This window comes from Sediminibacterium roseum, assembly GCF_009939005.1.
Classification (GTDB): Bacteria; Bacteroidota; Bacteroidia; order Chitinophagales; family Chitinophagaceae; genus Sediminibacterium; species Sediminibacterium roseum.
The window spans coordinates 72,500-84,126 of record NZ_JAACJS010000006.1 but is presented as its reverse complement, the minus strand read 5'-3'; the positions used below and the strand labels follow the sequence as shown (position 1 = coordinate 84,126).

General features: G+C 48.6%; 10 protein-coding genes and 1 riboswitch. Of the genes, 7 read left to right on the top strand and 3 right to left on the bottom strand.

The annotated features are described in order from the left end of the window. The first annotated feature begins 4 nt into the window (after positions 1-4). The 7 genes from GWC95_RS05175 (at position 5) to GWC95_RS05145 (ending at position 7,799) form a co-directional block, all read left to right on the top strand. Positions 5-799, top strand: a complete 795-nt coding sequence (locus tag GWC95_RS05175; RefSeq protein WP_161817635.1) for a HipA family kinase — start codon at positions 5-7, stop codon at positions 797-799. Beyond that, on the top strand, positions 777-1,160 hold the full coding sequence (locus GWC95_RS05170) for a DUF3037 domain-containing protein (RefSeq protein WP_161817634.1): 384 nt from the start codon (positions 777-779) through the stop codon (positions 1,158-1,160). The genes GWC95_RS05175 and GWC95_RS05170 overlap by 23 nt, the downstream gene beginning before the upstream one ends. A 418-nt stretch (positions 1,161-1,578) precedes the next feature. Then, entirely contained in the window at positions 1,579-3,357 is a 1,779-nt protein-coding gene (locus GWC95_RS05165) for a sensor histidine kinase (protein ID WP_161817633.1), read from the top strand. Positions 3,358-3,380: 23 nt separating this feature from the next. Next, positions 3,381-3,833 (top strand): response regulator, encoded by a 453-nt coding sequence (locus GWC95_RS05160; RefSeq protein WP_161817632.1) that lies wholly within the window; start codon positions 3,381-3,383, stop codon positions 3,831-3,833. Then, positions 3,830-5,272 (top strand): hybrid sensor histidine kinase/response regulator, encoded by a 1,443-nt coding sequence (locus GWC95_RS05155; RefSeq protein ID WP_161817631.1) that lies wholly within the window; start codon positions 3,830-3,832, stop codon positions 5,270-5,272. Before GWC95_RS05160 ends, GWC95_RS05155 begins: the two co-directional genes overlap by 4 nt. Positions 5,273-5,369: 97 nt before the next feature. Then, positions 5,370-6,260 (top strand): PfkB family carbohydrate kinase, encoded by an 891-nt coding sequence (locus tag GWC95_RS05150; RefSeq protein WP_161817630.1) that lies wholly within the window; start codon positions 5,370-5,372, stop codon positions 6,258-6,260. 69 nt (positions 6,261-6,329) lie between these two features. After that, the gene (locus tag GWC95_RS05145) at positions 6,330-7,799 is read left to right on the top strand and encodes a M20/M25/M40 family metallo-hydrolase (RefSeq protein ID WP_161817629.1); all 1,470 of its coding nucleotides are present in this window, start codon (positions 6,330-6,332) and stop codon (positions 7,797-7,799) included. A 74-nt stretch (positions 7,800-7,873) separates the two neighbouring features. Here the strand turns inward: GWC95_RS05145 and GWC95_RS05140 are convergent, their stop codons facing one another. The 3 genes from GWC95_RS05140 to GWC95_RS05130 form a co-directional block, all read right to left on the bottom strand. After that, on the bottom strand, positions 7,874-8,503 hold the full coding sequence (locus tag GWC95_RS05140) for a phosphatase PAP2 family protein (RefSeq protein ID WP_161817628.1): 630 nt from the start codon (positions 8,501-8,503) through the stop codon (positions 7,874-7,876). Between the two features lie 186 nt (positions 8,504-8,689). Next, positions 8,690-9,946, bottom strand: coding sequence for a homoserine dehydrogenase (locus GWC95_RS05135; protein ID WP_161817627.1), 1,257 nt, complete (start codon positions 9,944-9,946; stop codon positions 8,690-8,692). Positions 9,947-10,026: 80 nt separating this feature from the next. Next, positions 10,027-11,205 carry a trans-sulfuration enzyme family protein gene (locus GWC95_RS05130; RefSeq protein ID WP_161817626.1) on the bottom strand — a complete coding sequence of 393 codons (1,179 nt, stop codon included), beginning with the start codon at positions 11,203-11,205 and terminating at the stop codon, positions 10,027-10,029. Between the two features lie 205 nt (positions 11,206-11,410). After that, positions 11,411-11,527, bottom strand: a riboswitch (SAM riboswitch). Between the last annotated feature and the right edge of the window lie 100 nt (positions 11,528-11,627).

Below are 11,627 nucleotides of genomic sequence, written 5' to 3'. Positions count from 1 at the left end.
TACTATGCCATACAAAGAGCCGGAGATAAGAACCGTAAATGTGACCCGATATGTAACACCGCTCCGCGAGGGCGGCTCGTTGCCCGCGATCGCGGAAGCGGATGATGATTTTTTGTACGTGCTTAAGTTCCGCGGCGCAGGACAGGGTGTGAAGGCCCTGATCGCCGAACTGATCGGTGGAGAGATTGCAAGGGCGTTGGGGCTAAAAGTGCCTGAAATTGTTTTTGCCGAACTGGATACCGCCTTTGGAAGAACAGAACCGGATGAAGAAATACAGGACCTGCTGAAAGCAAGTGTGGGAACCAACCTGGCGCTTCATTATTTATCGGGGGCGATGACGTTCGATCCCGTTGTAACCAGCCTCGCCGCGAAGCTTGCTTCGCAGATCGTGTGGCTCGATTGCCTGATCACCAATGTAGACAGGACCGCGCGCAATACCAACATGCTGATCTGGAACAAAGAGTTGTGGTTGATAGATCATGGTGCAGCCTTGTATTTTCACCATTCGTGGCAAAACTGGAAAGAACATGCGGCAAAACCTTTTGTGCAGGTAAAGGATCACGTGTTGCTGCCGTTTGCAACTGAACTGGAGCTGGTGAACAGGGAATATGCATCTATGCTCACGGAAGAATTGATCAGCAGGATCGTGGCGCTTGTTCCCGACAGTTGGCTGAACGATCTCCAGGAAGGAACCCCGCAGCAACACCGCGAAGTATATACGCAATACCTGTTAACCCGGATATCACTTTCCGCAACATTTGTAAAAGAAGCGCAAGATGCCAGGAACGCAATTATTTGAATATGCGGTGATACGCATCGTGCCACGCGTGGAACGCGAGGAGTTTCTGAATGTGGGAGTGGTGCTCTATTGCAAGGACGCAGCCTTTCTGCGGGTAAAATATTTTGTAGAAGAAAACAAACTAAAGGCATTGTGCGGTGCAACGGAGATCGCGCAACTCAAACAATACCTCGCCGCTTTTGAAGCGATCTGTAACGGAAACAGCAATGCCGGTCCCATAGCCAGGCTCGATGCCCCCTCCCGTTTCCGCTGGCTCACAGCTACCCGGAGCACGGTGGTACAAACCTCGCGGGTACATCCGGGCCTGTGTAAAGACCCCTCAGAAACGTTGCAGCGGTTGTACGAGCAACTGGTATTGTAAATCACCCGTTTACAAAGCGTTTTGCAACCGTTTATAAACGTTTAAAGTGGAAACGTTTATATATGTTAACCGCCCACACACAATTGTTTCAATTTATCAAATGCGTATTTCTACGCATTTTTAATTTATACGATGTTTAAACCGCGTTTTTCTTGCTCTTTTATTTTAACTTAGATAGCTCGCAAATTACTTTTTAAGGGTAGGAAATTCCCCCGGGTTTCCTGTGATCGTTTACAGATCCTGTAAAGGAAATACTTGTTTACAGGGTATTTTTTTACGGCCGGCAAAAAAGTATTGGTCTACACCAGTATGCCCTTGCAGACACAGATCGGTAGCTGTTTGATTTGTGCCATAAATGTCAGGCGTGCCTTCAAGCATTTATGTGCCCGCGTTCGCGCATGCATATCAAACAATTAAAATGCAGAAGAAGTACTTCCGATATAATATCCTTGCCTCCGATATCGCCTGGGCCGTATTGTTTTTTGTAGTGGTCGTTTTCGTGGCCAACTGGCAAACCAAACACGCCAATCAAACAGCAGCGCAGGTTTCCAACACACTCGAGATCTTATTTCACAAAGAGAAACTCGCTTCCCTGGTAACAGACCATGAAACAGGATCGCGCGCCTATGTGCTTACGGGCCAGCCACAGTTTCTCCAAACCTTCCAGCATTCAAAACGAACCATCCCCGTTGAACTGAAGACACTCAGTCGCCTCACTTCCCCGAGCCCGTTTCAACAATCATTGATCGATTCGCTCGCCATATATTTCAAAGAGCGGGAAAAATATGTAGACAGCCTCGTTGCCGCAGCAAAATACCTCGGCGCACAGCCCGCAGCCACGATGCTCATCACGGGTAAGGGAAAAACATACATGGGGCATATCAGGCGGTTGCTTGCCACCTTTCATGAGCAGGAAAACCGCAACTACCAACAACACCTTGTTGAAAAAGAAAAAGCGCTGGGAACCCAAAAGGCCATCTTTTTCTCCGTTGTGCTGCTTATGCTGGCGGCCCTGGTGTTTTTTTCGGTGCGTGAAAAAAACAGGATCGCTAAAGAAAACCGCGACAGGTCCGCTTCCCTTGAACACAGTGAAAAAAGGTTCCGCGCATTGGTGGAGAACAACGAAAACATCATCGCGCTCATCGATCAGAATTTCACCACAATTTACAGGAGCCCCGCGGCGGAGCGCATCACGGGCTACACGGCCGCCGAGCGCACACACCTGAAAGCTGCAGATCTCACTCACCCGGAAGACATGCAGCGCATGGAAGAAATGATGACCCATATCCTCGCCCATCCCGGCAAGCCTTTCCCCATACGCATGCGTTCGCGTCACAAGCTCGGGCACTGGCTCTGGCTCCAGGGGTTTTTTACCAACATGTTTCACGATCCCGCGGTGAACGGCATCATCGTAAACCTGCGGGATGTAACCGAAGAGAAACGCGTGCAGGAAGAAGTGGTCAAGCTCAATGAGGAGCTGGAAGAAAAGATCGCAAAACGCACCGATCAACTCCAGGCCGCACACAACGATATGGAGGCTTTTACTTATTCGGTATCCCACGACCTGCGTGCACCGCTGCGCATCATCAGCGGGTTTACATCCATTCTTGAAGAAGAATACGCCTCCCGGCTGGATGACGAGGCCAGGCGTCTTACATCCATCATCAAAAACAATACAAAGAAAATGGGCAACCTGATCGATGGCCTGCTTGACTTTTCAAGGATGCGTTTGCAGGATGTTCATCATTCCTACATCGATACCAATAAACTGGTTGAGGAAGTTGTAAAAACAACCAGCGAGCATGCGGCCCATCAAACCGAATGGATCATCGGCAACCTGCCCTCTGCCTGGGGAGATATCAACAGCATCAGGCAGGTGTGGATCAACCTGGTGTCGAATGCGGTTAAATATTCCAGCCGCAGCGAGCACCCGAAGATCGAGATCGGATCTTTTGAAGAGCGGGGGCAAACCGTATATTTTGTAAAAGACAATGGTGTGGGTTTTGATTCGGCTTATAAGGACAAACTATTCAAGGTGTTTCAACGCCTGCATTCCGCAGACGAGTTTGAAGGAACAGGGGTGGGCCTTGCAGTGGTTCACAAAGTGATCTCCAAACACGGCGGAAAAGTTTGGGCAGAAGCAGAAGTTGGCAAAGGTGCGGCGTTCTATTTCAGCCTTCCACAGAACAACTCATAATCGACAAACATCAACCAGTACCTATGAACTATAACGAAGTAGACCTTCTTCTTGCAGAAGACAACGCAAACGATGCGGAGCTCGCTATCCGCGAACTGAAGAAACACAACCTGGCGAACCATCTTTTTCATGTGAAGGATGGAGAAGAGGCGCTGCATTTTATTTTCGGTACGGGGCCGTTCGAAGCCGTGCGCTCCGCAGAACGTGCACCCAAGGTAATACTGCTCGATATCCAGATGCCCAAGGTAAATGGCATCGAAGTATTGCAGCGCATCCGCGCAGACGAACGCACCCGGTCGATCCCTGTTGTGATGCTCACTTCATCACGCCAGGATCCCGATATCAAAAGATGCTATTCGCTCGGCGCAAACAGTTATATCGTAAAGCCGGTAAATTTTGAGGGTTTCGCAGAGTCGATAAAAAACCTTGGCTTTTACTGGTTGCTGATCAATGAACCACCAATCCCACGAAAATGAATTCGCCGTTGAAAATATTGATACTCGAAGACAGTTACGAAGACGCCGAGATGGTAAACCGGGTCCTGAAAAAAGAGGGGCTGGTGTTCGATGCAAAGATCGCGATGAGCCGCATGGAGTACATTTTGTTATTGGATGAATTCAAACCGGATCTCGTGCTCTCAGACAATTCATTGCCGCAATTCAACGCTGCGGAAGCCCTGCATATACTCCGCGAGAAAACGCTGTACCTGCCCTTTATATTGGTAACGGGAACCGTGTCGGAAGAATTTGCGGCAAACATCATCAAGCAGGGTGCGGATGATTACATCCTCAAAGACAGTTTGATCAGGCTCCCCTCGGCCATCGACAACGCTTTGCGGCAAAGAAGATTTGAAAAAGAAAAGATAGAAGCGATCAATGACCTCAGGCTATCAGAAGAAAACCTCAATGCGATCTTCCAGAACACATCCGAAGGGTTTATACTTGCCGACCGGTCGTTTATTGTAAAAACATTCAACAACAATGCCGCATGGTATGTTTACATGAACAGCGGCATTGTATTGACGGAGGGAATGCTGGTCTTTGATTTTCTTGGCGCCGACAGGAAACAACCCGTGCGTGATATACTTGAGAAAGTGCTGACGGGAGAGAAAATAGAGTACGACCGGCTCTATGTGAAAGACAACAATACATCCATCTGGTTTCATTTTTCGATGAACCCCGTGTGGAAAGACAAAAAGGTGGACGGTGTCTGCATCACTGCGCGCGACATTACCGAACAGAAAAACGCAGAGAACATGCGCCAGGCGATGGAGCGGGAGGTTTTCAACCAACGGGTACAGGCACAGAAGGAAGTGACCCGCGCATTGATCAAAGGGCAGGAAGGCGAGCGCAACCGCATCGGGCAGGAGTTGCACGACAACATAAACCAGATACTGGCGGGAACAAAAATGTTTTTGAGCAAAGCGGGTAAAGATGAGCGCCTGCAATCGCTCATCAAATACCCCATGGAACTGCTTGATAAATGTATGGACGAGATCAGGCAGCTGAGCCACAAACACGTAACGCCGCTCAAAGACATCAACCTCTACGACCTGGTGCGGAGTTTATTGAACGATCTTGAGCGCGACACATCCATCACAACAGAATTCATCTATCACCCCGACCGCGACAATGGGGATGATTTGAACCTTAATATTTACCGCATCATACAGGAGCAGATCACCAATATCATGAAACATGCCAACGCAACGCATGTAACCGTAATTGTGGAAGGCGACCAGGCAGGCGTAAAGGTAATGATCGGCGACAACGGCCAGGGGTTTGACGTAACCCAGAAACGCCGCGGCGTAGGCATTGCCAATATGATCAACCGCATCGACCTTTTCAATGGAGAAGTGCTGATCGACAGCTCGCCCGGCATGGGTACCCGGATCAGGATCAGCATTCCGTATTAAAACCGTTGGCAATGGCTGTTTGCAATAAAACCCAACGGCTAACCGCCAACAGCTAACAGCTTTTCCCTACTTTTGCCACTCTCTCACAAACTCAGGCATGTACGATATCTGTTGCATTGGACATATTACGTTGGATAAAGTGGTGACACCCGAACAGGTGGTTTATATGGCAGGGGGCACTTCGTTTTATTTTTCCAATGCGATCAGCAATATGGATATTGGTTACCACCTGGTAACCTCGCTGGCAGAAAAAGAAATGGATACCGTGGAGGAGCTACGGGAAAAAAACATAGGCATCACTGTTTTACCGAGTGTGCATACCGTTTATTTTGAAAACATTTATCCTGAGAACCGCGATCACCGCATACAGAAAGTATCGCAGAAAGCAGATGCATTTGGCCTGGGCGGAATGAAGCATATCCACGCAGCCGTGTACCATCTTGGCCCTTTGCTGGCAGATGATATTCCGGTGGCATTGATCAAAGAACTTGCGGCCAAGGGAAAGGTATCGCTCGATGTACAGGGTTATTTGCGCGAGGTGAGGGGAGAAGATGTTCACCCGGTAGACTGGGCACAGAAAAAGGAGGCATTGCCTTTTATCCATATCCTCAAAGCCAATGAGACCGAAATGGAAAAACTCACCGGCGAGAGCGATGTGCGCGAGGGCGCGAAAACACTGGCCCGCTGGGGTGTGAAGGAAGTGGTGATCACACTCGGCAGCAAGGGTTCCGTAATATATGCAGACGATGTTTTTTACGACATACCCGCCTTCAAACCCACGGCCGTAGTAGATGCCACGGGTTGCGGCGATACCTACATGGCGGGTTATCTTTACAAGCGTAGCAAAGGAAACGCGATCCAGGATGCGGGCGAATTTGCGGCGGCCATGGCAACACTCAACATCCAATCCTTCGGGCCGTTCAAGGGCAACACCGACGATGTGCACCGGCTCCTCTCTGCCAACACGGTGAAAGTATTTCCGGGTTAAAACAGGAAATAAAATACTATCTTGATGCCCTTGTTTTTTGTTCGCTGAACTTATTCAATCACCACCTACATGAAAAAAATCTACACACTGCTTACCTGTTTCGGTTTGCTCTCAACCGCATTCGTTTCTGCCCAGGCGAAACCCGAATGGAACAATATTTTTGCAGGTATCAACCAGGAAGTACAGAACAATTCAAAAGCGTACAGCAGCCTCAAACGCGCCACCGAAACCATCGGGCACCGCCTCACGGGTTCTGAAAATGGTAAAAAAGCAGAGCAGTTTGCTTATGATCTTTTGAAATCCTATGGGTTCAAGGACGTCCGTTTTCAACCCTTTGAAGTGGAAAGCTGGAGCAGGGGTAATTTGTCTGTTACCATCGGCCCAAATGAAAAAGACCAGCAACCGCTGAAAGCCGTTACACTCGCGCACTCACCCGTGTCTTCAGATGTTACACTGGAAGTGGTTGACATGGGCAACGGGCTCGAAGAAGATTATGCAAGCGATGCGCAGAAAGAAAAAGTAAAAGGCAAGATCGCACTGGTATACCTCGGCGTATTGCCGGGTTCAAAGGAAGGAACCAAAACACTTCACCGCTCTGAAAAAACAGCCATCGCAACAAAATACGGTGCAAAAGGGATCATTATCGTGAATACGGCAGACGGCGGCATCCTTTTAACAGGAACCGCTTCCGTAACAGGCAAACTCATTCCCATCCCGGCCGTTTGTATCTCGAAAGAAGAAGGATTGAAATTGCGCGGGCAACTGGCTTCGGGCAAATTGTACAGTCACATTAGCATGACGAATTTTTCCGGCATGATCAAGGCGCGCAATGTGATCGCAACGATCAAAGGAACAACACTGCCAAAAGAAAAAGTAATTGTAGGCGGCCACCTCGATAGCTGGGATCTTGCCACCGGCGCGATCGACAATGGCATCGGCTCCTTCTCCGTGCTCGATATGGCACGCACCTTCAAGGCGCTCAACCTGAAACCGGAAAGAACAGTGGAGTTTGTGATGTTTATGGGAGAAGAAGAAGGCCTGCTCGGATCGAAGGCGTATGTAGAAAAAGCAGTGAAAGACAAAAGCATTGACCAGATCCGTTACATGCTCAACTATGATATGACGAACGATCCGACCGGTTATTCAACCACGGCAAAAGAAAGTGAAGAATTGTTTCAATCCATCGGCGCCATCGCAAAATCAATCGACAACGGGTTTCAGAACAGCTTTCGCAGTGGCGCAGGACTGCACAGCGACCACCAGCCATTTATGCTTCATGGCGTACCAACAGGCGGTGGCGCGGGCGGAAAGCTGCCCAACAATGCAGGCCCTTGCTACCATGCCGACTGCGACGGCTTCAACCTTGTTGATGAGAAAGGAATGAAGAACACAGTCCGCTTCAGCGCCATGCTGCTCTACGGCATTGCCGATTCACACGATCTGAAGGCGAAACATTTCAGCGATGAAGAAACCAGGGATTTCCTTCTCAGGAACAACCTGAAAGAACCTTTGCAGATAGCAGGAGAGTGGAGATGGTAGTTGCGCACTGCACATCAAATGAGAAAATACTTTGAAATCGTAATAAGGCCGGTGATCTTTCATCGGCCTTTCTTTTAAATGTTTCCCGGTTCAGGTTTTCTTGGTCTCTGCCAACTGTTCTGCACCAGCAACGAAAGTAAAATCGTGAGCGCCGCCGCGATCATCCCCCCGCCGAGGTCGAGCGGGAAATGTTGTGCCAGGTACACGCGTGAGTAAGCCACCAGCAACGCTGCAACAAAGCCCGCCGGCAATACCCATCTTTTTTTAACAAGCATACAGGCCAGCAAAAAAATAGTGAAGGCGGTAGCGGTATGTCCTGAAGGAAAACTATACGCTGTATGCAGCTCAACACCGGGCACGGTATGGATCTCAAAACCCGTGATCGCAACCGTGGGCCGTGGCTCTGCCGGAACAAGATAGATCTTGGTTACCTGCGTAATGATGGTTGAAAAAAGCACAGCGGCAATCAGCAACAAGATATTTTTCCTGCGATACATAAAGAACAGGATGGCTACCGGCACCCACATCGCGCCGTCGCCAACATTGGTCCAGTACCTGAAAAAAAGATCAGCCGCGGGGCCAAGGTTGGTGTTGAGAACAAGAAAAAGTTCATTGCGCCCTACGATCAACGACATTACAACAAGAAGCACACCCAACACCGTTGTGAGTATGATACCAGGAAGCAGTGCGTTGTTTCTGCGCATAGGCGTTGGGATGAATCGTGCAATTGCGCAACGCCGGGCGGGTTGACCAATTTGAACGATAGACAAATGTAACCCATCGATCCATATCCGGCATAAAAAACCCTCCGCTTTCACGGAGGGTACTCACAAAACAAAAGTGTATGAAAAAAGTTAACAGGCACCGGTAAATTGATCCATCACCAAAGATCAAACGATCCCCGCCAGTTCGAGGCTTCTTTTTTTCAGGTTGATGATATCAAGATTGTCGATCACTGGCTCCGTGGTAAGTATCAGCGAAACACCGTTCTCCTTCCACCAGGTTCCGTTGGTGAGGTGGTTTACGTGTAAAACACCAACAAGGTATTTCCTGTCGGCATCTGCGTGCCATTCTTCGATCCATTCAAAATTTTCCCTCGGGATGTATTTCCAGTCGTCGAAGCTTACATATACTTTCAAGAAGAAATCATTGGTGAGCTCGTGCGGCGTGTGGTGGTAAAGCTTTTTGTATTCGTATTTGTAATTGTAGCGCAGCGCGGCAATATCACTCAATACCGCAGAAGCGGTAGGGAAACTGCCGGCCCCTTTTCCGTAGAAGAATTGTTTGTCGGCAAAACCGCTTTCAATCACAACGCCATTGTATTCATTTTTTACAAACGACAGGGGTTCGTCCGTTTTAACGAATTGCGGTAATACAAATGCGGCCACTTTTCCGTTCTTTAATTTTTTCGCCTGCGCGATGAGTTTGATGTCGAAGTTTTTTTCTTTCGCAACCACGGCATCGCTCAACTGGATGTTTTGGATACCGGTGAACAAAATATTATCCGGGTGCTCCACAATACCATAAGCATGGTTGAGCAGGATGGTCCATTTGTTCAGGGCATCATATCCTTCAACATCCAGTTTGGGATTGCTTTCGGCGAAACCGAGTTGTTGGGCAAGGATCAATGCATCCTGGAAACTCAGTTTGTCTTCAAACATCTTGGTGAGAATAAAATTGGTTGACCCGTTCACGATCGCTTTGATAGAATGCAGCAGGTCGTTGTCGTAATACTCTTCCAGGTTCCTGATCACAGGGATAGACGCGCAGGCGGCCGACTCACAGAGAAAAGGAAGCCCTGTTTCCTGCTGCAGCTGCAGGATCTCTGGCAAATGCTCCGCGATCATTTTTTTACTCGCGCTCACCACCGCTTTCCCGTTGCGCAAAGCGATGGACACGATCTCAAAGGCGGCATTGGCATCATCGATCACTTCAACGATCACGTTGATGTCGTTGTCGAACAGCAGTTCCTCCTTGTTGGTGGTAAACAAAGAAGCCGGCGCTTCCCTTTTCTTGCCCGGGTTTTTGATACAAACTTTTTTAATGCTTGCTTTCAACGAAGGTGTTTGCTGGAGTACCTTGTACAAACCCTCGCCTACTACGCCAAATCCAAATAATCCGATTGTTAACTGCTTGTGTGCGTCCATATTGAGCTCTGGTTGGAATGTTTTATTGTTATGAATTGCTGGTTGCTTTTTATCTTGATGATCGATGTTCGAACCTGTTCCTACGACCGCGTCAGGATGTTTTCTTTTTTACCTGCGCTTGTTTTTTCCAGGGCCTGTTCAAGGTCAACAACAAGGTCCTCTGCATCTTCCAGTCCTACAGACAACCGGATCAGGCTATCCGCCACCCCTGCCGCTTTTCTTTTTTCCGCGGGGATGGATTTGTGTGTCATGTTCGCCGGGTGCGATACCAGGCTTTTGATGCCGCCCAGGCTTTCTGCGAGCTTGAACAGTTTTGTCTGTGTTACAAATTCAATGGCTGCTTCTTCCGTATCGTTTTTCAACGTGAAAGAAACGATGCCGCCGAAACCTTTTGCTTGTTTTTTTGCGGTGATGTGGTTGGGATGTGATTTCAACCCGGGGTAAAACACTTTGTCAACAGCAGGATGGTTTTCTAAAAATGCTGCAATGGTGAGTGCGCTTGCGCAATGTTGTTTTACACGAAGGTGAAGTGTTTCAATCCCACGGATTACCAGCCAGCTGTCGAACGGCGCGAGAATGGCCCCGCATGCATTCTGGATGTATTTTATTTTTTCACCAAGCTCTTTTTCTTTCGTTACAACCACACCGGCAATCAGGTCGCTGTGCCCGCCGAGGTATTTGGTGGCGCTGTGGATCACGAGATCCGCGCCCAGTGCAATCGGCTGCTGCAATACGGGCGATGCGAAGGTATTGTCTACACAAAGCAGGCAGTTGTGCGCCTTTGCTACCCTGGCGATGGCTTCGATGTCTGAGATCTTCAGGGTTGGATTGGTTGGTGTTTCGAGCCAGATCAGCTTTGTTTTTGGCGTGATGGCATTGAATACATTCTCAACAGCGGAAGTATCTACATAGTTCACGCTGATGCCGAATTTTTCGTAGATATTGGTGAAGAGCCTGAAGGCGCCGCCGTAAATATCATCCACCGCTAAAATTTCATCACCGCTCTGCAACAGTTTTACCACCGCATCAATTGCGGCAAGACCGCTGCTGAATGCGGCGCCAACCGCGCCTTTTTCAAGCTGTGCGATCAGCTGCTCCAATGTTGCCCGCGTAGGGTTGCCGCTGCGCGCATAGTCGTAACCTTTGTTCACACCAGGCGCTTCCTGCACAAAAGTGGAAGTCTGGTAAATAGGCACAGAAACCGCGCCTGTCAATGGATCTACCGGGATGCTGTGAATCAACTGTGTTGCTGTACTCATGGTTGTTAAGTTTTTATCTCCCTGCCCGCCGGCAAAAAGAAGGTTCAGAATGTTGTAAAAATTCCAGGCATACTTAACAAGGGAGGCCGAGTACAAAAACTTACAGGGAGCCTGCCCCGTGGGGCAAAAAAAAAGCTCATCTGTAAGTCAGATGAGCTTGGTATTTTATTTCCGCGGAGCGGAACAATTTGCAAACTTTTACTCTGACTTATCTTTCCATGTTTGCACACGGAAGGAGTTGGCACCTTCATACAATTGAGTGAATTGTATGGGTTGCCAAGGCTTCATCGGGCCTTAATCCCTCTGCCTTTCTTGATAAGTATGATAAAGAACTGGAACAAAGATACAGGCAGAGTTCTGATATTTCCAAAATAAAAATCTACCAAATTGGTAGGAATATTCGTGAAACTCAATGCCAGAAA

Bases quoted from the DNA above. Each gene is read 5' to 3' on its own strand.
- GWC95_RS05150 (WP_161817630.1), top strand. From the start codon at position 5,370: ATGTACGATATCTGTTGCATTGGACATATTACGTTGGATAAAGTGGTG.
- GWC95_RS05165 (WP_161817633.1), top strand. From the start codon at position 1,579: ATGCAGAAGAAGTACTTCCGATATAATATCCTTGCCTCCGATATCGCC.
- GWC95_RS05140 (WP_161817628.1), bottom strand. From the start codon at position 8,503: ATGCGCAGAAACAACGCACTGCTTCCTGGTATCATACTCACAACGGTG.
- GWC95_RS05155 (WP_161817631.1), top strand. From the start codon at position 3,830: ATGAATTCGCCGTTGAAAATATTGATACTCGAAGACAGTTACGAAGAC.
- GWC95_RS05135 (WP_161817627.1), bottom strand. From the start codon at position 9,946: ATGGACGCACACAAGCAGTTAACAATCGGATTATTTGGATTTGGCGTA.
- GWC95_RS05175 (WP_161817635.1), top strand. From the start codon at position 5: ATGCCATACAAAGAGCCGGAGATAAGAACCGTAAATGTGACCCGATAT.
- GWC95_RS05160 (WP_161817632.1), top strand. From the start codon at position 3,381: ATGAACTATAACGAAGTAGACCTTCTTCTTGCAGAAGACAACGCAAAC.
- GWC95_RS05145 (WP_161817629.1), top strand. From the start codon at position 6,330: ATGAAAAAAATCTACACACTGCTTACCTGTTTCGGTTTGCTCTCAACC.
- GWC95_RS05130 (WP_161817626.1), bottom strand. From the start codon at position 11,205: ATGAGTACAGCAACACAGTTGATTCACAGCATCCCGGTAGATCCATTG.
- GWC95_RS05170 (WP_161817634.1), top strand. From the start codon at position 777: ATGCCAGGAACGCAATTATTTGAATATGCGGTGATACGCATCGTGCCA.